The following is a 22,370-nucleotide window of genomic DNA, read 5'->3' on the forward strand; positions in this document are numbered from 1 at the left end:
AAGATTACATACGTTGCTCGCGAGCTAGTAGTGTATTTTTAAGCAGCATAGCTATAGTCATTGGACCAACACCTCCTGGAACTGGTGTGATATAACTCGCTTTCTTGCTTACATTGGTAAAATCCACGTCACCAGTTATAATATATCCTTTAGGAGAACTATCATCTGGAACTCTAGTAATTCCAACATCAATTATAATCACATCATCTTTTACCATTTCGGCCTTTAAAAAATTTGGGACACCCAACGCCGAGATAATAATATCTGCCTGTGATGTAATTTGAGTAATATTTTTTGTGTGGCTATGTGTTAATGTCACTGTTGAATTTCCAGGAAAACCTTTACGTCCCATCAAGATACTCATTGGGCGTCCAACAATATGGCTCCTTCCAATAACAACGGTATGCTTTCCTTTAGTTTCTACACCATAGCGATCTAACAATTCTAAAATTCCAAATGGTGTTGCCGGAATGAACGTACTCATATCAAGTGCCATTTTACCAAAGTTTTCAGGATGGAAGCCATCAACATCTTTACTAGGATCTACAGCCATCAAGACCTTTTGCGTGTTAATTTGTGGTGGCAATGGCAATTGGATTATAAATCCGTCGATATCATCATTTTGGTTTAATTCTTCAATTTTGTCTAATAATTCTATTTCGCTTGTTGTGTTAGACATACGCACCATAGTAGACTCAAAACCAACGCGTTCACAAGCACGCACCTTACTACCTACATAAGTTAAACTTGCACCATCATTTCCAACAATTACTGCAGCCAAATGGGGAACTTTCTCTCCTTTGCCTTTCATTTTATCAACTTGTTGCTTGATTTCGTTTTTAATGTCGTTGCTTACTTTTTTTCCGTCTAGAATTACCATGTGTTGATTGTTGTGTATTTTAATTATATAAAAAAAGCATGAGTTATTATCTCATGCCTTTCATAGCTTGCATCATCGCCTTTCCTTTTCCACCTTGCATCATCTTCATCATTTTGCTCATCTGGTTAAACTGTTTTAAAAGTTGGTTGACCTCTTGAACTGAAGTTCCCGACCCTTTTCCTATACGTTTCTTCCTACTTGCATTAATAAGTGATGGGTTTGAACGTTCGGCTGGTGTCATTGAATGAATTATAGCCTCAATACCCTTAAAAGCATCATCATCTATATCGACATTCTTCATCATCTTTCCAGCGCCAGGAATCATACCTATCAAATCTTTCATATTACCCATTTTCTTGATTTGCTGTATTTGCTTCAAGAAATCATCAAATCCAAATTGATTTTTGGCAATTTTCTTTTGAATCTTACGTGCTTCTTCCTCATCGTACTGTTCTTGTGCTCTTTCAACAAGAGATACAACATCTCCCATTCCTAAGATACGATCTGCCATACGTGATGGATAGAATACATCAATGGCTTCCATCTTTTCTCCTGTACCAATAAATTTAATTGGTTTGTTTACAACAGATTTAATTGAAATCGCAGCTCCACCACGTGTATCACCATCTAATTTCGTAAGGATAACACCATCAAAATTTAAGATGTCATTAAAAGCCTTTGCTGTATTTACAGCATCTTGACCTGTCATCGAATCTACAACAAATAAGGTTTCTTGTGGTTGAATAGCACTATGGATATTAGAAATCTCATCCATCATGGCTTGGTCTACAGCTAAACGACCTGCTGTATCTATAATAACAACATTAAATCCGTTAGCTTTGGCATGAGCTATACCAGCCTGAGCAATTGCAACAGGATCACTATTTCCTTTATCACTAAAAACCTCAACATTAATTTGATCTCCTACAACATGTAATTGATCGATCGCAGCAGGACGATACACATCACATGCTACCAAAAGAGGGCGTTTTGTTTTTTTATTTTTTAGGTAGTTTGCTAATTTTCCTGAAAAAGTCGTTTTACCAGAACCTTGCAAACCAGACATCAAAATCACACTCGGATTTCCAGAAAGATTGATTCCTTCCGCATCTCCACCCATAAGCTCTGTTAGTTCATCCTTAACAAGCTTTACCATTAATTGACCTGGTTGAAGGCTTGTTAATACATTTTGACCTAAAGCTTTTTCCTTGACTTTATTGGTAAACTCTTTAGCTATTTTAAAGTTAACATCGGCATCTAGTAAGGCTCTACGAACTTCTTTTAAAGTTTCGGCTACATTGACTTCGGTAATACTACCATGCCCTTTTAAGACGTGTAATGCTTTATCTAACTTTTCACTTAAATTATTAAACATATGTTTATAGAATTTTAAAGATGCAAATTTAACGATTTGTGATGTATTTATAAAGCGAAGTTTGAAATTAAGCCATAAAAAAAGGATTGCTATGACCAACAATCCTTTTTAACCAACTAAAAACTAAAACTAACGGTTAAGTTTACTTAACGATTACTTATATTTTTAATAGAACAACTAAAACGTTAAAATTCCTACCACAATAATTTTTATAACTTAGCGCAACCAAAATTAAACATGTCAAAACCACTAAAGGACCATATTTGTGAAGAACAGTTGTTCTCATCTATTTTCAGAAAGTACTCGAAGGACTTGTATGACTTTCTTTATTATAAATTTGGAAGTCAGCTTAATCCACAAGATAAAATGCAGGAAGCCTTTGTAAAACTGTGGGAAAACTGTGCTAAAGTACCTCAGCATAAGGCTAAGAGCTTTTTGTTCACAACGGCAAACAACATGATGCTTAACGAGTTTGCGCATCAAAAAGTAGTTTTAAGACACCGGCAAATTAAACCAAAACACAGCACTAATATTGACCCTGAATTTCTTCTTCAAGAAAAACAATACAAAGAAAAGTTAGAGCTTGCAATTGCTAATTTAACCGAAGCACAACGTGTTGCTTTTTTAATGAATAGAGTTGAAGGAAAACGCTTTAAGGAAATTGCCGAAATCCTAGGTATTTCAACGAAAGCCGTTGAAAAGCGTATATATGGTGCCTTAAAAAAATTAAGACAAGATATTGACGAATTATAAAAGGTAGGAGTTTTTATACTTCAACTGTTATATGAGTGAATTTATATTATGAATAGAGAAAGCCTCATACAAAAATGGTTAGACCACGATCTTAATCCGCAAGAGCTAGAAGCATTCAAGCAACTTGAGGATTATGACGATTTAATGAAACTAAATCTAGAGCTTCAAGGGTTTAAAGCAAACGCTTTGGATACTGATGCCTCTTTAGATTCTGTATGGAATACGATTAAAACTACGCATAATAAATCGTTTAAACTTTTACCTACTTTATCTAAAATTGCAGCCATTCTAATTGTTTGTTTTGGAATCTACTATTTCACAACGTCATTAGACACCACTGCAAATACCTTAGCATCTGAATACAAATCGCTAGAATTACCTGATGCTTCTAAAGTTGACTTAAATGCTGTGTCTACACTTGTGTTTAACGCTTCTAATTGGGATGAGGATCGTAGTTTATCTTTAGAAGGAGAAGCCTTTTTTAAGGTTGCCAAAGGAAAAAAATTCACAGTAGAAACTCAATTTGGAAGCGTAACTGTACTAGGAACTCAGTTTAATGTGAAGCAGCGTAACCAGTATTTTGAAGTTACGTGTTATGAAGGGAAAGTTCATGTTAGTACAACTGAAATAGAAAAAACACTCCTTCCTGGAGATACATTTTTAATTATTGATGGGAATTATATTGCTACAGAAAAAGAAGAATTAACCAGTCCGTCATGGCTAAACCGTAAAAGTACATTCAAAAGTATTCCTTACAGGGAAGTTATTGCAGAATTTGAAAGACAATATAATGTGTCTGTAGAATTTAATAATATTGACGGGTCACAAAACTTTACAGGAAGTTTTATGCATAATGATATTGAAATTGCCTTAAAATCCATTACTTTACCGTTACAATTAAAGTATAGTAAAACGGACAATATCATTAGGCTAAAACGTGAGTAAAAAAGGTGTCTTCTATCTTTTTATAATCTTATTCTTTTTGAATGTAAACTGCATTTATTCGCAAAACAATTCAAAAACCAAACTTCTACTTGCCGAAATCATTATACATTTAGAGCTAAAATTCAACATCAATTTTACCTATTTAGATCAGACTATTGCTAACAAAACTGCAGTATTACCTGATGACGAATTATCTCTTGAAGACGCTCTAGAGTTTTTAAAATCTGAAACTAATCTAGACTTTATTATTCTTAATAAGACCAGTATCGTCATCTCAAAACGCTCTAATCCTTTCAGTAATTTTATTACCCAAAAGCTGGAGGAAGTCGTTATTACAAATTTCTTAACCAAAGGTATTTCCAAAAAGAGTGACGGTAAAATAAATATCAAAACTGAAGATTTTGGCATTCTTCCTGGACTAATAGAACCCGATATATTGCAAACTATACAGGCCCTTCCTGGTATTATTAGTGTTGATGAACGTGTCTCCAATATTAATGTAAGAGGCGGCACACATGATCAAAATTTAATTTTATGGGACGGCATAAAAATGTATCAATCTGGACATTTCTTCGGTCTTGTTTCTGCCTTTAATCCATATCTCACTAAAGAAGTTAATGTCTCAAAAAATGGGACTAGCGTTAAATTTGGAGATGGTGTTTCGAGTGTTATAGACATGCAGCAATCTAATAGCCTCGATCAAGATTTTATTGCTGGTGCAGGTTTCAACCTTATTCACGCCGACGGTTTTGCCAAAGTGCCGCTAAATGATCAAGCCGAAATACAAGTTTCTGCAAGGCGATCAGTAACCGATTTCATTTTTACACCAACCTACGACCAATATTTGCAGCGTGTATTTCAGGATAGTGATTTTTCTAACCCACAACAGGGAGGCTCTGAAGTGATTTCAAACAATGAGCGCTTTTACTTTTATGATATTGCTACCAAATTCTTATACGATATTACAGATCAAGATCAATTTCGATTTAACTTTTTGACCATTAATAATAATCTCACATATGATCAAAGGTCGAACGACAATTCTGAAACACCATTAAAAAATGAACTCATTCAAAATAATTTTGCCACTGGCTTTGAATACTTAAAATATTGGAACAGCAAACTTACTACAACAGCACAATTTTACTATACTAATTACGATTTAAAAGCTACCAATTTTGACATCGCCAATAGCCAGCGTACCAATCAAGATAATCGTGTTAATGATTTAGGTTTGAAGATTAATGCCACTAATCACATTGATGAGCATTTGAAATTACATGGTGGCTATCAATTTAGCGAGGTGATCATTAGTAATGCCGAAGATACCGATAATCCTTTCTCGGAAAGTTTTGTCAAGGAAGTGGTTAGAACGCATTCTATTTACGGCGAAGCCGAATTTACTTCTGCAAGCAAAAGTACATATGCTAGAATTGGTTTGAGAACTAATTTTATTGAAAAATTTTCAGAATTTTTCACAGAACCACGTCTATCTGTTAGTCATAAACTAAACAACGATTTTAGACTCGAATTCTTGGCCGAGTTAAAAAGCCAGACTGCTTCTCAAATTATCGACTTGCAAAATGATTTTTTAGGCATCGAAAAGCGTCGTTGGATTTTATCTAATAACGAAGATATTCCCATTATCAAAAGTGCTCAAGGCGCTGTAGGAATTCATTATAACAAAAACAAACTGCTCATTAGCGCAGAAGCATTTATAAAAGATATTGACGGAATTACCACAAGAAGTCAAGGGTTTCAAAACCAGTTTCAGTTTTCTAATGCCATCGGAAAATATCAAGTAAGTGGTATCGACTTTTTGATTAATAAGCAATTCGATTCTTTTAGTACATGGTTAAGTTACTCTTACAGCAAAAATGATTACGAGTTTGACGATTTAAATAACGGAAATCCTTTTCCAAATAATATTGATGTAAGACATACAGCTACGTTTGCAGGGACTTATGTTATTAACGATTTAAAATTGGCCTTAGGTGTAAATTGGCATTCGGGAAAACCCTTAACCTTACCCTTACAACAACAAGATGACACAAATACCTTAATAGAATACGCCTCTCCAAATAGCGATAGATTAAGCGATTATTTTAGGACAGATATTTCAGCAACTTATCAGCTAAAACTCACTAATAAAATGGATGCATCTATTGGTGCGTCTATTTGGAATTTATTGGATAGAAAAAATATTATAAACACCTATTTTGCCGAAAACACAGATGGTGATATTATTACGATTGAAAATTTATCTTTAGGAATTACTCCAAATATTAGTTTTAGAGTACGATTTTGAGGCATATGTTATATGCTAAACTAAATAATTAGTATTTTTAAATCAAACATTAACTATCTCAAATGAAACTACAACTACTGCTTACTACTTTTCTTTTATGTTCAATTTCTTTAACCGTTAAAGCTCAAGATTTTGAAATCCCAAAAGACGTCACTTTAAACACTGCTGAAGATTATAAAAAATATAATCAGGATGTGATTAATGGTATCAATTGGTTAGAGAATACACCCATAAACGAGAAAAAAACTAAAAGACAGAACGCGAGCGCTTTTTTAATGCTATGGATGACGGGATCACCAACGGTTTCAATAGAAGTGTCGTCATATGTGATTCCTCTAATTGAATCAAATCCAGACTTATTGATGACTTTTTTAGGAGGTTGGACGAAGTATGCTATTGAAAACCCTGACGATTCTAGCGCGTTCAATGGTAATTTAGCTGGTCTTAAAAGTCTAATTGAGGTTTACAAAAAAAATAAAGAAACAGGTATTGAAAAAGAACGAGCAATAGAAAAATTAATAAAACTAAAATCGGACGAAGATTTAGAAAAATGGTTGAAAAAGAAATTGAAAAATTAAAATTCCCAATTGGCAAGTTCAATGCACCAGAACACATCTCTTCAGAACTAATTGAGGATTGGATTAACGACATTGAACATTTTCCAAAGGCGGTTGAAGAGACCACAAAAGATTTAACCAGCGAGCAACTTAACTGGCCTTACAGACCTAATGGATGGAACATCAAACAAGTTGTTCATCATTGTGCAGATAGTCATATGAACAGCATTATACGTTTTAAACTAGCACTTACCGAAGACGCTCCAACCATAAGACCTTATTACGAAGATCGTTGGGCAAACCTTGTTGATGGAACTGATGACAATTTGGAAGACACTTTAAGTTTACTCAAAGGATTGCACGCAAAACTTGGTAAACTACTACGCAATTTATCATCAGAAGAACTCTCAAGAACGTTTGTGCATCCCGAACATGGCCAACGTTTTAGACTAGATGAAACTATTGGAACTTATGCTTGGCATAGCAATCATCATTTAGCCCATATCAAACAGGCGATTACATATAAAGGTGCGTTTTAATATTACTCTACTTCGAAGTCGAAATATGTTTTCGGAAATGGCTCCCATCGTAAGGTAAAATGCCACCATTCTTTTGGATAATTTCTAAAATTGTGTTTCAACATCACTCTTTGAAGTAACTGTCTATTGGCTTTCTGTTTCTTAGTTAAATCAGGATGGTCTACCCAAGATTCTTTTCCGAAGAAGTCATAAGGGCTTCCCATATCTAGCGGCTCATTAGTATTGGCATCAATAATAGTAAGATCTAGAGTACTTCCTCGGCTATGTCCAGATCTTGAGGCTATATATTCTTCTTTAAATAAATGCCGCTTTTCTACATTCGGATAAAACTGTTGCTTATTTATAGTATCGTTTAAATCTTTTGCCCAACGCATAAAATGATTCACAGCGCGTTGCGGTCTATAGCCATCATATACAAGTAAGCACAAGTTTTGATCTTGTAGTTCGTCTTGCACCTTTTTTAGAGCTTCAGCCGACTGTTTAGTTAAAATTAAAGTATTGGCTTTGTAACCAACAATGGTATCTCCAACAAAATTGTTTTTAGAATAATAACGCAGTTCAACTTCAATGTCTGGAATAACATCTTTGACATGTATAAACCCTTCAGGGAGTGCATTTTTTTCTTGAGTAGTAAACCCTAAAATGGCCACCAGAGCCAAAGGAATTATTATTTTGTGAATCTTCATGATATAGCTAATTTAGATAAAAATTAAATGATGGACTTATTTTCCGAAGAAAAAACACGATTAAAGTTGCCGAATGCGGAACTCATTTATATAGATTGTTTTTATAATTTGGATAGAGCCAATCATTATTTTGAAACTTTAAAAGAAACAGTATCATGGCAGCAAGATGATATCACAATTTTTGGAAAAACTCATAAACAACCCAGATTAACAGCACTATACGCCAATAATGATAAACCGTATTCTTACTCAAATATCATTATGCATCCACACCAATTTACTTCAGAACTGTCTCAAATAAGAACAGATATAGAACAAGAAATTAAACATCAATTTACCAGTGTCTTACTAAATTTATATCGAGATGGAAATGATAGTAATGGCTGGCATGCAGACAACGAAAAGGAACTTGGTAAAAATCCAATTATCGCATCTGTGAGTTTTGGTGCTGTAAGACCCTTTCATTTTAAACATAGACATCTTAAAACCGAAAAGTACCAGCTCAACCTAAACCATGGAAGTTTATTGGTAATGAAAGGAGAGATGCAACACTTTTGGTTACATCAAATTGCTAAGACCAAAAAAAATATTGGAGCACGCATTAATCTCACATTTAGAAGTATCATTTGAGATCAATTATATAAAAAGAAAAAACCAAGGTCCCTCAACCTTGGTTCTCCTAATTTGCTTTTTAAATATGTGGTAGATTTAGGGTCACTAAGCCATCACATATGCAAATATTAATTAATTAATCCATTGAACTAAAAACTAAATTTTAGTACACTTCAAATATAAAACTCTATTCTAATTTACAAGTTAAAATACACAATTAATCGATGAAATGCGCTTAATTTTAACATTTAAAGATGAAATATTGCATTTCATCGATGAAATGCAGTTTTGAAAATTAAAAAAATTTAGAGTTAGTGTCATAAAAAGACATAATTTTCGTTATGATTTTTAGTTAACTTTGGTACATCTATAATTGATATCATAAAAAAAACGACTATGAAATATTACATCGCTGTTCTCTTCTTATGTTTTAGCAGTATGCTCAATGCTCAAAAACCTAAGTTTGTGGCTCAAGAAGTAGCAGTAAATAAACTAATTGATGGTACCTTATTAGTCCCAAATGATGTTGAGAAACCCATACTGGCTATTATTATTGCCGATTACGGACCTACAGATAGAAACGGAAATCAAAATTTCTCCAATAATAATTCGTTAAAAAAACTGGCAGAATCTCTTTCCAATAAAGGCATAGCTACTTTTAGATATGATAAGCGTATTGTAAAGCAAATTCTTAAAAAGAAAATAGACCCTAATATTTCTTTTGATGATTTTGTATCTGATGCAACAGCTGTTATCGATTATTTTAAAGCACAAGAAAGTTACTCTAAAATTTATGTTATTGGTCATGGACAAGGTAGTTTGGTTGGTATGTTGGCCGCTAAAGATAAAGCCGATGGTTTTATTTCCCTTGCTGGTGCGAGTAAATCTATTGATGCAGTAATTACAGAGCAAATAACAGCAATGGATCCTTCGTTAGAGGCAGACACTAAGAAGGCATTTGAAAGTTTAAAACAAGGTCAATTAACTACGAATTACCCTCAAGCCTTGGGCTCAATTTTTAGAGCAGATGTTCAACCTTTTATCATGAACTGGATGCAATACAATCCTCAAGATATTATTAAATCTCTGGACATGCCTATTCTCATAATAAACGGGACTAAAGATTTACAAGTTTCTGTGGATGAGGCAAAAATTCTAAATCAATCTTCAGGTAAATCTGAAATAGAAATTATAAAGAACATGAATCATGTGTTATTTATTATTCCAGGTGATGAGCTTGAAAATTCCAAATCTTACAATGAGTCTTTTAGAAAAATTTCCGAAGAACTCGTAACAATAGTATCTAGTTTTATACTGAAAAAATAATATTCATTTACATACTAAATGTTAAAAACGCATCTCAAAGTCTGAGATGCGTTTTTACTAACTAACCAACCAAATGATAAATGTTACTCCGTTATATAAGGTAATCACTCCTTGTCTAACATCTTCATAAGCATTTACAATTTACATATAGCAAATGGCGTGCCAAACTCAATTTGCAGATTAAAAATATTTGATGTAAATTTGATATCAAAATAATATCATATTGAATTATTTAATTAAAACCTAATCAGATGAAAGAAGAGAAAATAATAGTCCCAGCAAACGGTTACTTGATGCTTTTTGTATTTCTTATATTATTCTTTGGATCAATAGTTACAGCCATTGCAACAGAAAACCCAGAGTATTTAATAATACTTCCAATAGCAATTATTATTGCACCCGGATTTATTATGGTACAACCTAATGGTTCTCGTGTACTATTGTTATTTGGAAAATATATTGGCACAGTAAAAAAGAATGGATTTTATTGGGTAAACCCTTTTTATACAAAAAAGAAAATTTCTTTACGTGCTAGAAATTTTGACAGTGAACGTTTAAAAGTAAATGATAAACTCGGAAACCCTATAATGATAAGTACAATTCTTGTATGGCGTGTACATAATACATATAAAGCTGCATTCGATGTAGACATCTACGAAAACTTTGTTCGCGTACAAACAGATGCTGCAGTACGTAAACTCGCAAGTATGTATCCTTATGATAATTTCGCAGATGAAGGCCATGACGAAGACATTACATTACGCTCTAGTGTAAATGAGGTAAGTAATGCCTTGGAAAAAGAGATTGAGGAACGTTTAGCTATTGCAGGAATTGAAGTTTTAGAAGCTCGAATTGGTTATCTGGCTTATGCTCAAGAAATAGCAAACGCGATGTTAAAACGTCAGCAGGCAACAGCTATTGTAGCAGCAAGACATAAAATTGTCGAAGGTGCTGTTAGTATGGTAGAAATGGCTTTAGAAGAACTTGGTAAAAAACAAATTGTAGATTTAGACGAAGAACGTAAAGCTGCAATGGTAAGCAATTTAATGGTTATTCTTTGTGGAGATAAAGACGCTTCACCAGTATTAAACACGGGAACACTAAATCACTAAAATGAATAAAAATCAAATATACAGTATTGCAATTGGTAGTGCCATAGGCAGTAGTATTGGCACTACAATAGGAGCCGTTATTGGTGATATAGCCATGGGTGTTGTTTATGGTTCTGCCATAGGAACAGGTATTGGTGTCGTATTAGCATTACTCGTATTTAAAGGTGATAATCAATCAAAAAATAACGAACAATCATAAGCTAAAAAGATGAAAGAATATAAAGTAGTTGTACCAAAATTAGGTCTTAGAAATAGAACTAAACATTTTGAAGATTTACTCAATCAATACTCAAGAGAAGGTTGGACCGTCAACACTATTACCCAAGGTTGGGGTAGCGTTATTTTTGAACGTGATAAAAACAGGTAAAATGAAAACGAATAGACCAAGAATAAAAGTCCCATATGAGACTTTAGACATGATTGTAGATTTAATAACAGTTACCATATTATTGTTACTTTTCATCTATACATTTATGTCATATTCAGATTTGCCAGATATTATTCCTTCTCATTTTAATGCAAAAGGAGAAGTTGATGGGCATAGTCAAAAATCTTTTTTATGGCTTTTACCAAGTTTTGGTCTTATCATGTTTGTGGGTTTATCTATTTTAAACAAGTTTCCACACATTCATAATTACATGGTTAATATCACAGAAGACAATGCTTTAAAAAACTATCGTTTAAGTACAAGAATACTGCGTTTTACAAATTTATTTGTCATTTTAATTTTTGCTGTAATAGCTTTTCACACCATTCAGTCTGCTAAAGGCAATCCTAGTAATTTAGGGTCGTGGTTTATCCCTGTTACAATTGGCATTAGCGTTATGCTTCCAGTTTTCATTTTAATTTATAGTAGAAAAATAAATAAATCATGATTGTAAGAATAATATATTTATATGTTGTATTCGTTTTAGGCGTTACTAACGCTTGTTTTTCTCAACAAGGTTTAATATCTGAGGATATTCTTCTAGAAAACGGAACTATTAAATTACCAGGAACGTTAACATACAACAGCAACTTAAACCAACAACCATTGGTGATTTTCGTTCATGGCTCTGGAAATGTCGATAGAGATGGTAATCAAGCTAGCGCTGGCGCCAATCCAAATTATATTAAGCAGCTTAGTGACAGTTTAGCTGTTCGAAATATTGCGTTTTATAGGTATGACAAACGATCTGCAACAACAGAAAATTTAGAATTAGTAATTAAAGACTCGCGGTTCAATTATTACGTTGATGATGTAAACATAGTCATCAATAGCTTTAAAGATGACAAACGTTTCTCATCTATAACGCTTATTGGTCACAGTCAAGGATCATTAGTTGCCATGTTAGCAGATCAGACACACGTAAGCAAATACATTTCTTTAGCAGGAGCTGGTCATCCCTTGGATGTTGCCCTTGTTAAGCAGGTGAGATTACAAAATGGAGACTCTATTGCTAATTTAGTAAAGTCACATTTCAACGAATTATCAGAAAAAGGATTTATAGAAAAGGTAGACCCTAACTTAATGGCTTTATTTAATAAACCTGCTCAACCTTTTATTTTATCTTGGATGAAGTATAATCCTATAGACGAAATTAAAAAATTAAAAATGCCTATATTGATTTTAAATGGCGATAAAGACATACAAGTATTTGTTGAAGACGCAGAAGTATTGCATAAAGCCAGCCCAAATTCCAAGTTAGTTATTATCAAAAACATGAATCATACGCTTAAAACTATAACAGAAGATACAGAACAAATGGTTTCTTATACAACACCTAACGTGCCTTTGTCTGAAGAATTAGTAACAACAATTGAAGATTTTATAAAACAATAAAATGTCAAAAAAGAAAGCATTTGCATTACGAATTAATGAAGATATGCTCAAGGCTATCGAAAAATGGGCTTCCGATGAATTCAGAAGTACCAACGGGCAAATTGAGTGGATGCTTATGCAATACCTCAAAGAAAAAAACAGAGCGCCCAAGCCAAAAAAAAATAACGAAAGCGATACTTAACAGTGTCGCTTTTTTTATGCGCTTTTATTTTGGTATTTTGCATATCTAAACTTTTTATATGAAGGCAGTTTCCAATTTCAGCATTTTATTTTTAATACTACTCTTATTTTCAAGCACATTACAAGCACAAACGTTAACCATAGAAAGCGTCGAAGAAAATAGCACTAAAGATTTTGCCATTCCCATTTCAGCAAAAAACCTCAGTTTTGACGAATTTTCATTTGTAGTCACCACAAAAGATTCTATTGCTAAAATAAAAGACATCCTTGGTCATGAAAATAAAGGATTGGTAAGTGAGATTTCGAATTATAGTGCCTTGGTAAAATTTAATTCTGAAAATGTATTTGCTTTAAATTCTGAATACCTCATTCAGGTTGTTATAAGGCCAGATGAAAGTTTTATTGACACGCCAATTTTAGAAATTAATAATCTTGAATTTTATAAAAATGGCCAAAAAATAGACGTTGATGTGATTAATAAGACATCAACAGCGTATATAAAACCTCCACTCTTTACAAAAGACACTATTGTATTTGGTTTACTAATGTTAGCATTAGGCTTTGTATTCCTAACTGAATCTATAAAATCAGATTTTTGGTCTAAGTTTTATAAAATTGTTCCTGGGTTATTTGTAGCATATATGTTACCTGCCGTTTTAACAACTACAGGTTTAATTGCTCCAGAGTGGGAAAGCATTTCAGATGATAAAACTATCGTAGAGCATGGCTCAAGTTTATACTACATGGCTAGTCGTTATTTATTGCCCGCAGCACTTGTACTTATGACACTAAGTATCGATCTAAAAGCCGTTTTCAACTTAGGTTGGAAAGCCTTAGTGATGTTCTTTACGGGTACGCTTGGTATTGTTATAGGTGGTCCGATTGCCATTTTATTAATTGCTGCCGTATCACCAGAAACCGTTGGAGGTGTTGGCCCAGACGCCGTTTGGAGAGGCTTATCTACGTTAGCGGGAAGTTGGATTGGTGGTGGTGCTAATCAAACCGCTATGTTAGAAATATATGGTTATAATCAACGATTATACGGCGGAATGGTCTTTGTTGATATTGTTATTGCCAACGTATGGATGGCGCTAATATTAATAGGAATTGGAAAACGAAATCGTATCAATAAATGGTTAAAAGCCGATACCTCGTCAATTGAAGAACTGAAAGAAAAAGTATCGACTTTTTCAGAAAAAGTAAAACGAAACCCATCACTTACAGATATAATGATTATTGGTGCAATTGCGTTTGGAACGGTTAGTATTGCACATCTATGTTCTGGATTTTTAGCACCTTTCTTTGAAAATATGGTAAACGGTATTGAAAACGAAACCACAAAAAATATATTCACATTCTTAGGATCTTCGTTTTTCTGGATGATTAGTATCGCTACCTTGATTGCCATACTATTATCGTTTACCAAAGCCAAAAATTACGAAGGCGCAGGTGCCAGTAAATTTGGTAGTGTATTCATTTATATTTTGGTTGCAACCATTGGTATGAAAATGGATTTAACTCTTATTTTTGATAACCTAGGACTTATTGCTATTGGTGCCGTTTGGATGTCTATTCATGCCATATTACTTATTGGAGTTGCCAAACTTATTAAAGCGCCATATTTCTTTTTAGCGGTTGGAAGCCAGGCTAATGTTGGAGGTGCCGCATCTGCTCCTATTGTAGCATCGGCTTTTCATCCATCATTAGCTACTGTAGGTGTTCTGCTCGCTGTTTTTGGTTACGCTATAGGAACTATAGCTGCTATAGGCTGTACTGCTCTTATGCAATTAGCTGCCGCTGGTTAGTATTTCACAAATAATTATGTGATATTTGCTCTCTTAAAATTTAAAAATTAAATGAAGTACTGCATTGTTATATTGATTGGACTTTTAATGGTTTCTTGTGGAAAAGAGGAACAACATGATTTTACACTTAATGGCCATGTCAAAGGTTTAAAAAAAGGGACTGTTTATTTACAGAAACAAAAAGACACCATCATGGTAACTTTAGATTCTATTGCTGTGAATGGCGACTCTAATTTTGTTCTTCATTCGGAGCTACCGGAACCAGAAGTTTTATTCTTAAAGTTAGACAAAAATGATAACGAAGATGGCACGATTGCTTTTTTCGCTGATAAGGGAATCACGGAAATTAGTTCTACTTTAAAGAAGTTTAATTTTGATGCTGTCGTAAAAGGCTCAAAACAGCAAACTGTTTTAGACGAATATTTAAATATGATGTCTAATTATAATGACCGAAATCTAGATATGATTAAAGAGAGTTTAGAATCTCAAAAAAAGAATGACACGAGTAAAACTAATGCTCTTAAAACAGAATTTGACAATTTATTAAAAAGTAAATATCGTTATACGATTAACTTTGCTGTGAACCATCGTGATAGCGAAGTGTCTCCTTACTTGGCTATTAGCGAAATTCCTAATACTAGTATTAGTTATTTACAACAAATTTATGACACGCTTACACCTCATATAAAAAGTTCAAAATACGGCAAACAGTTAAATGATTTTATAAAGGAGCGACAAGAAGCTCAAGACGAACTAGTGAAAGAAAACCAAGACTAGAGTCATCTATAAATAAAAAAAAATCCCAAACTTAAGTTTGGGATTTTTTTTTGAGCCGATGGAGGGACTCGAACCCACGACCTGCTGATTACAAATCAGCTGCTCTAGCCAGCTGAGCTACATCGGCTTTTTAAGAGGTGCAAATATAATATTGAAATCTAAATTTGCAAACACTCTTAAAAAAAATTATCCTAATTTGTTTAATTTATCAATTAAAGCTCTTCCTTTTTCTTCAAGCTCATTGTTAATTGCTTTGAAGTGTGCTTTTTTATTCTCAACACTCTTATCATTAACCTTCGCAATTAATTCGTCAAACGTTGCAATTGCTTCATCAATAATAGCCTCACTCTCTTTTGTGCCTTTATCTGTGTTGTTATATTCCCACACATAAACTGCTTCTATAATATCTCCTAAAACAAAATTAATGTCTTTTTTTAGGTCTCTAATATTTGCCATAATTTTAAAATTTATTTGCTACAAAATTAAACATAAACTTCTAATAGTTTTGCATTAGTAGCTGTTATTTTATAGGTTTTTATCACTGCGGGAAGTAGTATAGTTTCCCCTGCTTTTAATAACTCAGAACCATGTTCCGTTTCGATAACTACCTCACCTTCAACACACATATAAATAAAAAAAGAATCCTTGGTGTTTTGTTTCAATATCGTTTCTGTAACATGAAGCATACTCGTTGTAAAATAATTACAGCTTACCATTTCATTTGACTGGTTCTTTTTACGCTCATAACTAACTCTGAAATTATCTTCCATTTCAAAATCGAACGCGTCAATGGCTAAATCATTATGCAACTCCCTTTCGTTCCCTTGGTCATCAACACGATCCCAGTCATAAACTCTATACGTTATATCACTTGTTTGTTGTATTTCGGCAAGCATAACACCTGCTCCAATAGCATGAACGCGACCAACTTCTATAAAATAAGTGTCTCCTTGTTTTACTTTGTCGAAGTTTAAAATCTCCGTAAGCGTTTTATCATCTAGGTGTTTAAGATATTTTTCGGCTGTCATTTCTTGATTGAAACCAACAATTAAATTGGCATCATCGTCAGCTTGCATAACATACCACATTTCTGTTTTTCCAAAAGAATTATGGCGCTTCGCAGCCAATTCATCATTAGGGTGCAATTGAATAGATAAGTCTTCTTTGGCGTCAATAAATTTTATGAGTAACGGAAATTTATTTCCAAATGTTTTATAATTCCTATCGCCTAACAAATCTGATTTGTAATGATCAAGAAGCATTTTTAGTGTTTGTCCTTTTAATACACCATTTAGGACCACAGATGTGTCGCCTTCTACATCACTTATTTCCCAACTTTCTCCAACATTAGGTAATGTAGATGTTTTGTTAAGTAGTGATTTTAACTTCTGTCCACCCCAAATCTTGTTTTTCAAAATGGGTTGGAATTTTAAGGGATATAATTCAGTTTTCATTCTCCAGAATAGCTTACAAAATTACGTGGTGTTTCATACAGCGTAACTTCAATCTCGAAATCCTCATTCAACTTTGGCTTGATTTTATTATAAATAACAACCACTATATTTTCGGCAGTAGGATTTAAATTTTTGAATTCTGGGACTTCTACGTTTAAATTTTTATGATCAAAAGCATCTTCAACCTCAGATTTTATAATGTCTTTTAATATTTTCATATCAACGACATATCCTGTGTCTTTATCAATTTCTCCAGTTACGCTTACAATAAGTTCATAGTTGTGACCATGATAGTTTGGATTATTACACTTTCCGAAGATTTCATCATTCTTTTCAAAACTCCAGTCGCTACGATATAAGCGATGCGCTGCATTAAAGTGTGCTTTTCTACTAACTGTTACTCGCATTACTTGATGATATTAATGTGTTCGTAAAACTTATCGAAAATGATTTTAAACCATGCCGTATAAAGTTCTGGGTGAAGTTCTATATCTACTTTAACAGCTTCTATAGGCATCCACTTCCATGCCTCGACTTCATCTGAATTAATCAATGGCTCTTTGTTATAATGCCCTATCATCACATGATCAAATTCATGCTCTGTTAATCCATTATCAAAAGGTGCTTTGTATATAAACGAAATTGTCTCTTTTAAATCTACAGAAAATCCCATTTCTTCTTGTAAACGACGCTTTCCAGCTTCAATATTTGTTTCACCCACTCTTTGGTGACTGCAGCATGTATTAGTCCATAATAACGGAGAATGGTACTTATGTTTTGCACGTTGCTGTAACATTAGTTCGTTATTATCATTAAAGATAAATACTGAAAATGCGCGATGTAAGATGGCTTTTTCATGAGCTTCCATTTTAGCCATTGTACCTATCTGCTCGTCGTTTTCATTTACAAGAATTACATGTTCTTCTGTCATAGCTAACAAAAATAACAACTAAATGTTAAAAAAAATACTAGAAACAAAAAAGCTGTCCATAAATAGACAGCTTTTAACTTTTATTTAATAGATATTATGGTGTCTAGATTAATTTTCTGGACACTTTTGACCATTAATACTCGTTACGATAAACTCACTACGTCTATTTAGTTGATGTTCTTCTTCACTACATGACGAGTTATTTGTTGGTTCACAACCACAATCGTTAACCAATCGCGATTCACCATAACCTTTAGCCGTTAAGCGATCTGCTGCAATACCTTTATCAATAAGATACTGACGCGTAGACTGTGCTCTATTTTCGGATAATTTTTCGTTATATGCTGCTGGGCCTCTACAATCTGTATGACTTCTAACATCGATTGTAATGGTTGGATATTTGTTCATCACAGCTAATACTTTTTGTAGCTCAACTTCGGCATCATAACGAATATCATATTTGTCAAAATCAAAATAGATAATCGGAATGTCCAAAATTTTAGCTAAATCTGCACATGGCTCTAAAGCTACTTCATCTTTTTCGAGCAATAATTCTATTTCAAGTTTTTGTTTTTTCTTAGGAGTTGAAAAACGCTTTTCATCTGATGCGTAGGTATTTTTTTCTCCTCGAACTAAAAATTCCATTTCGCAGGCTAAGCCTTCAAATTTATATGATGCATCATTTCCAACTGTCATTTGCTGTAATTGATTTCCATTGCCATCAAATAAAGTCACAACGGCTCCTGCCAATAGTTCCATTGTCTCCTTATCTCTAACAGTACCTTCAAGTACCTGTTCACATTCTGGAATTGTAAAACTATAAATATCATCGTCTCCCTTACCACCTTCTCGATTGGATGTAAAAAAGCCCTCTTTCGTTCCAAGGTTTTCATAATAACCAAAATCATCCATAGAACTATTTATTGGTCGGCCTACATTTTCAAGAGACATTGGCTGGTTTAAGGCCCTTTTATTTTCAAAATCACGAATAACAAAAACATCTAGTCCGCCTAAACCATTAAATCCATTTGACGATAAATACAAATCGCCTTCAGAATTAATAAACGGAAACGTTTCATGGCCTTCAGTATTTACAGCAGCTCCAAGATTAACGGGTTCTCCCAAAGTGCCATCATCATTAATATCGACTTCAAAAATATCTGATTTCCCTAAGGTACCAGTCATATCAGAAGCAAAGTACATTTTTGTTCCTTGCACATTGATTGTTGGGTGCGCAACGCTGTATTCATCACTATTAAAATGAATCGATTCAATGTTATCCCATTCACCATTGTCATTTAGAGTCGCTTTGAAGATTTTTAAACGATTGGTACCGTCTTCACTATTTTTATACTTTTTATTGTAATAATTATTACGTGTAAAATACATGACTTGATCATCTGGTGTAAAAGCTACGGTAGATTCGTGATATTTAGTATTTACATCATTATCAAATTTCGAAACGTTGCTATAAGTACCATCTTCTTGTTTATCTGCTGAAAATAGATCGAGGTAAGGTTGTTCGTTCCATTTATACTTTTTACCGCCACCACGAGACGATGCAAAAACAAGTTGGTTTTTATATTGAGTAGACCCGAAATCTGAAAGTTCAGAATTAATATCTAAATTATAAACTTCGAAATCTCTACTGGCTTCATCAATCATTGCAAGGTAATCCACGGTTGAAGAAAAAGCTCTTCCTCTTAAATCACTTCTATCTTCAGAAGCAAATTTTTTCATCCATTTGTCAGATTCTGAATAGTTTTCGATCGATTTTAGAGCCTGAGCATATCTAAAGTAATACTCTGGATCAATACCATCAACATCCATTTTCATGAGTTCTCCATACCATTTAGCAGCTTCTTCCATTTGATTGTTGAAATAGAATGAATTGGCCAATTTTTGTAGTAAATCCACAGATGTATAGCCATTTTCAGCAACTTCTAAAAGAATCTCACTTGTTTTCAAGTAAGCTAAGTTATCATACTCTTTAGACGCTTGTCTAATTTTTCCTTTTTGAGCGTATCCCATTGAAAAAACCAAGCTCAACGTTAGGATACATATAATTTTGTGTGTGTTCATAATCATTTTTTTAGAAGAATCTTGGTGATAATATTCGACCTACTTTCTGTAATTCAAAACGTAGCATAATTTCATGCGAACCGCTATTATAATTATTTAAATTAGTGGTTGTTGCGTCATAAGAATAACCAATATATAAGCCATCCGTCACTTGAAAACCAGCTAGACCACTAACTGAATCATCCCATCTCCATGCTACACCTAAAGTGAATTTCTTATTAAACAAGAAGTTTGCCGACACGTCCGCAATTAACGGCGCTCCTGAAACGGCTTTCACCAAGGCTGCTGGTTTCAGTTTAGTATTTTCACTAAGATCAAACACATAACCTGCAATGAGGTAATAGTTCATTCGTTCCTTAGCTACAGATTCCTGAAAATCATCATAATGCTCTGTAGTTAAAAAGTTAGGTACAGATAAACCAATATACCATTTTCTATTATGCAAATACAAACCGGCACCTATTGTAGGTGAAAACAGGCTAATATTTTGATTAAATACGGCATCAGGATTTTGGAAACGACCTCTACTCCAATCTGTATCGAGCAAATGGGCACCAGCTTTAGCTCCAAAAGATAATTTGGTTAGTGACTCATTCAATCGAATCGTATATGAAAAATTAGCGTCTATATAAGTCTCATTTGCCGGACCTAAAGCGTCATTCACAATAGATAAACCTAAGCCTATTTTGTCATTTCTGAGTGGCGCATGGATTCCAAGAGTTTGCGTTTGAGGCGCTCCATCTATTCCTACCCATTGTGTTCTATGTAAACCTGTAACACTCAACACTTCTCTTTGTCCAGCGTAAGCAGGGTTAACACTCATCGTATTATACATATACTGGGTATATTGAGGGTCTTGCTGCGCAAAACTAGTATTAATGGTTAGTGCACAAAACACTAACAGTATTAATCCTTTTACTAATGATGATTTTTGTATCATTTTAATATTGTTTTTAATCTTGCCGTTATTAATTATCTGTTTATGTATAACCATCCTACTCTTGGTTCAGAACCATTTCCTAAATCAATCACATAGTAGTATGTACCAACTGGTAGCTTATCTCCTTGACTAAGAACAGCTCTTCCATTTGAAGTACCATCCCAATCATTTCTATAAGCTCTTGTTTCATAAACAATATTTCCCCATCTGTTATAAATCTCTAATTTATTATTAGGGAAAGTTTCTATACAATCGATAACAAAGAACTCATTAACTCCATCTCCATTTGGAGAGAATTCGTTGTAAATCGTTAAACATATCGGATCTACACCAACTGAATCACTATTATTATTTTCATTCTGATCGTCTCCACCAGCAAATTGAGTAATCGTAGCTGTATTTAAATAATCACCAAAGCCTAAAACTTCAACAGTTATTTGTAAAACTTCAACTTGACCTGGATTTAATTGTCCGACAGTCCATTCTCCATCAATCTCAGAATATGTTCCTGCCGTTGTAATGGCTGAAACGAATGTATATCCACTTGGAAGAATGTCCTCTACCACAACTCCTGTTGCTGTTACAAACCCTTCGTTTGCCACTGTTATTGTGAACGTTACTTCATCACCAATTAATGGCTCGGCAATATCAAGTTCTTTCGTTACTGATAATTCAAAATCAGAATCTGTCATAGTTTCTGTTGGATCATCTTCCGTATTTCCATCAGTATCGTCTCCATCATCACTTGTATCAGTTGTAGTGGTTCCATCTGGTCCAGTTCCATCTGCTACAACACTATTTATCAATCCACCAGCATCAACATCATCTTGTGTAATTGTATATGTTGCGGTATATGTTGCTGTTTCACCAGCAAGTAAATCACCTTCTGCACTACCTTGATCTGCACTTACAAATATTGGACCAGAATCAAGTGTTAAAACAATACCATTTGCATCTGTAAACGTATCTACAATAGTTACATTATCTAATGTCACGTTTCCATCGTTGGTTACTGTTATCGTATAAGTAATAACATCTCCTACACCTACAACACCATCACCATTATCTAAAATATCGGCAACCTTAACAACATTTAATGACGTTGTTTGTGGTAAATCTGTATCCGTTGGATCATCTGGTTCTCCATCTCCATTGTTATCTGTATCGGTTGGATCGTTTGGATCATCACTATCATCAGTCACTGTCCCGCCTTGTGGATCATTTCCAGTTGCCGTTGCTTGGTTAGTCACAACACCTGCATCGATATCGGCCTGAGTAATTACATA

25 protein-coding genes and 1 tRNA gene are annotated in these 22,370 nt (G+C 33.9%); 15 read left to right on the forward strand and 11 right to left on the reverse strand.

The genetic code is table 11. The features are described 5' to 3' along the window. Positions 1 to 4: 4 nt before the first annotated feature. The gene (locus tag Q0893_RS18965; RefSeq protein ID WP_298904947.1) at positions 5 to 880 is read right to left on the reverse strand and encodes a bifunctional 5,10-methylenetetrahydrofolate dehydrogenase/5,10-methenyltetrahydrofolate cyclohydrolase; all 876 of its coding nucleotides are present in this window, start codon (positions 878 to 880) and stop codon (positions 5 to 7) included. 46 nt (positions 881 to 926) lie between these two features. After that, positions 927 to 2,255 (reverse strand): signal recognition particle protein, encoded by a 1,329-nt coding sequence (gene ffh, locus Q0893_RS18970; protein ID WP_298904945.1) that lies wholly within the window; start codon positions 2,253 to 2,255, stop codon positions 927 to 929. A 237-nt stretch (positions 2,256 to 2,492) separates the two neighbouring features. Here ffh and Q0893_RS18975 point away from each other — a divergent pair, with 237 nt between their 5' ends. The 5 genes from Q0893_RS18975 to Q0893_RS18995 all read left to right on the forward strand — a co-directional run bounded on the left by Q0893_RS18975 (position 2,493) and on the right by Q0893_RS18995 (position 7,357). Beyond that, a complete protein-coding gene (locus Q0893_RS18975; protein ID WP_298904943.1) occupies positions 2,493 to 3,008 on the forward strand; it encodes a sigma-70 family RNA polymerase sigma factor in 516 nt (171 codons plus the stop codon). A 48-nt stretch (positions 3,009 to 3,056) separates the two neighbouring features. Continuing rightward, complete coding sequence (locus Q0893_RS18980) at positions 3,057 to 3,953, forward strand: FecR family protein (protein WP_299278753.1); 897 nt, start codon at positions 3,057 to 3,059, stop codon at positions 3,951 to 3,953. Positions 3,954 to 3,990: 37 nt separating this feature from the next. Next, positions 3,991 to 6,261, forward strand: coding sequence for a TonB-dependent receptor (locus Q0893_RS18985; protein WP_299278756.1), 2,271 nt, complete (start codon positions 3,991 to 3,993; stop codon positions 6,259 to 6,261). A 62-nt stretch (positions 6,262 to 6,323) separates the two neighbouring features. Continuing rightward, the gene (locus tag Q0893_RS18990; protein WP_298904935.1) at positions 6,324 to 6,839 is read left to right on the forward strand and encodes a hypothetical protein; all 516 of its coding nucleotides are present in this window, start codon (positions 6,324 to 6,326) and stop codon (positions 6,837 to 6,839) included. Further along, positions 6,812 to 7,357, forward strand: a complete 546-nt coding sequence (locus Q0893_RS18995; RefSeq protein ID WP_299278760.1) for a YfiT family bacillithiol transferase — start codon at positions 6,812 to 6,814, stop codon at positions 7,355 to 7,357. Before Q0893_RS18990 ends, Q0893_RS18995 begins: the two co-directional genes overlap by 28 nt. 2 nt (positions 7,358 to 7,359) lie before the next feature. On the opposite strand, the gene Q0893_RS19000 is transcribed toward Q0893_RS18995, so the two are convergent. Next, positions 7,360 to 8,043, reverse strand: a complete 684-nt coding sequence (locus tag Q0893_RS19000) for a M15 family metallopeptidase (RefSeq protein WP_298904929.1) — start codon at positions 8,041 to 8,043, stop codon at positions 7,360 to 7,362. 30 nt (positions 8,044 to 8,073) lie between these two features. Between Q0893_RS19000 and Q0893_RS19005 the strand changes: the two genes are divergently transcribed. The 10 genes from Q0893_RS19005 to Q0893_RS19050 all read left to right on the forward strand — a co-directional run bounded on the left by Q0893_RS19005 (position 8,074) and on the right by Q0893_RS19050 (position 15,677). Then, positions 8,074 to 8,673: an alpha-ketoglutarate-dependent dioxygenase AlkB gene (locus Q0893_RS19005; protein ID WP_299278764.1), complete on the forward strand. Its 600-nt coding sequence runs from the start codon at positions 8,074 to 8,076 to the stop codon at positions 8,671 to 8,673. Between the two features lie 378 nt (positions 8,674 to 9,051). After that, positions 9,052 to 9,981: an alpha/beta hydrolase gene (locus Q0893_RS19010; RefSeq protein ID WP_299278767.1), complete on the forward strand. Its 930-nt coding sequence runs from the start codon at positions 9,052 to 9,054 to the stop codon at positions 9,979 to 9,981. Positions 9,982 to 10,232: 251 nt separating this feature from the next. After that, a complete protein-coding gene (locus Q0893_RS19015; protein WP_298904923.1) occupies positions 10,233 to 11,093 on the forward strand; it encodes an SPFH domain-containing protein in 861 nt (286 codons plus the stop codon). 1 nt (position 11,094) lies between these two features. Then, positions 11,095 to 11,292, forward strand: a complete 198-nt coding sequence (locus tag Q0893_RS19020) for a hypothetical protein (RefSeq protein ID WP_298904920.1) — start codon at positions 11,095 to 11,097, stop codon at positions 11,290 to 11,292. Between the two features lie 9 nt (positions 11,293 to 11,301). Further along, positions 11,302 to 11,460 carry a hypothetical protein gene (locus tag Q0893_RS19025; RefSeq protein WP_298904918.1) on the forward strand — a complete coding sequence of 53 codons (159 nt, stop codon included), beginning with the start codon at positions 11,302 to 11,304 and terminating at the stop codon, positions 11,458 to 11,460. 1 nt (position 11,461) lies between these two features. Further along, positions 11,462 to 11,968, forward strand: coding sequence for a DUF1648 domain-containing protein (locus tag Q0893_RS19030; protein WP_299278773.1), 507 nt, complete (start codon positions 11,462 to 11,464; stop codon positions 11,966 to 11,968). After that, a complete protein-coding gene (locus Q0893_RS19035; RefSeq protein WP_298904912.1) occupies positions 11,965 to 12,915 on the forward strand; it encodes an alpha/beta hydrolase in 951 nt (316 codons plus the stop codon). The genes Q0893_RS19030 and Q0893_RS19035 overlap by 4 nt, the downstream gene beginning before the upstream one ends. A 1-nt stretch (position 12,916) precedes the next feature. Further along, entirely contained in the window at positions 12,917 to 13,096 is a 180-nt protein-coding gene (locus Q0893_RS19040) for an Arc family DNA binding domain-containing protein (RefSeq protein ID WP_298904910.1), read from the forward strand. A gap of 544 nt (positions 13,097 to 13,640) precedes the next feature. After that, positions 13,641 to 14,900 carry a DUF819 family protein gene (locus tag Q0893_RS19045; RefSeq protein ID WP_298905006.1) on the forward strand — a complete coding sequence of 420 codons (1,260 nt, stop codon included), beginning with the start codon at positions 13,641 to 13,643 and terminating at the stop codon, positions 14,898 to 14,900. Between the two features lie 51 nt (positions 14,901 to 14,951). After that, complete coding sequence (locus tag Q0893_RS19050; protein WP_299278778.1) at positions 14,952 to 15,677, forward strand: DUF4369 domain-containing protein; 726 nt, start codon at positions 14,952 to 14,954, stop codon at positions 15,675 to 15,677. Between the two features lie 53 nt (positions 15,678 to 15,730). Here the strand turns inward: Q0893_RS19050 and Q0893_RS19055 are convergent. The 8 genes from Q0893_RS19055 to Q0893_RS19090 all read right to left on the reverse strand — a co-directional run. Further along, a tRNA-Thr gene (locus tag Q0893_RS19055) sits at positions 15,731 to 15,804 on the reverse strand. Between the two features lie 59 nt (positions 15,805 to 15,863). Further along, the gene (locus tag Q0893_RS19060; protein WP_298904904.1) at positions 15,864 to 16,133 is read right to left on the reverse strand and encodes a hypothetical protein; all 270 of its coding nucleotides are present in this window, start codon (positions 16,131 to 16,133) and stop codon (positions 15,864 to 15,866) included. Positions 16,134 to 16,159: 26 nt separating this feature from the next. Then, entirely contained in the window at positions 16,160 to 17,131 is a 972-nt protein-coding gene (locus Q0893_RS19065; protein WP_299278783.1) for a type I phosphomannose isomerase catalytic subunit, read from the reverse strand. Further along, positions 17,128 to 17,538: a 6-carboxytetrahydropterin synthase gene (locus Q0893_RS19070; RefSeq protein WP_298904898.1), complete on the reverse strand. Its 411-nt coding sequence runs from the start codon at positions 17,536 to 17,538 to the stop codon at positions 17,128 to 17,130. The genes Q0893_RS19065 and Q0893_RS19070 overlap by 4 nt, the downstream gene beginning before the upstream one ends. Continuing rightward, a complete protein-coding gene (gene idi / locus Q0893_RS19075) occupies positions 17,538 to 18,062 on the reverse strand; it encodes an isopentenyl-diphosphate Delta-isomerase (protein ID WP_298904896.1) in 525 nt (174 codons plus the stop codon). The genes Q0893_RS19070 and idi overlap by 1 nt, the downstream gene beginning before the upstream one ends. Positions 18,063 to 18,170: 108 nt before the next feature. Then, on the reverse strand, positions 18,171 to 20,144 hold the full coding sequence (locus Q0893_RS19080) for an OmpA family protein (protein WP_299278787.1): 1,974 nt from the start codon (positions 20,142 to 20,144) through the stop codon (positions 18,171 to 18,173). A gap of 10 nt (positions 20,145 to 20,154) precedes the next feature. After that, the gene (locus tag Q0893_RS19085) at positions 20,155 to 21,084 is read right to left on the reverse strand and encodes a type IX secretion system membrane protein PorP/SprF (RefSeq protein WP_298904889.1); all 930 of its coding nucleotides are present in this window, start codon (positions 21,082 to 21,084) and stop codon (positions 20,155 to 20,157) included. A gap of 32 nt (positions 21,085 to 21,116) precedes the next feature. Then, a partial coding sequence (locus Q0893_RS19090) for a gliding motility-associated C-terminal domain-containing protein (protein WP_299278791.1) occupies positions 21,117 to 22,370 on the reverse strand: 1,254 nt, incomplete at its 5' end.

Origin of the sequence: uncultured Psychroserpens sp. (assembly GCF_947494225.1) — a bacterium.
GTDB lineage: Bacteria > Bacteroidota > Bacteroidia > Flavobacteriales > Flavobacteriaceae > Psychroserpens.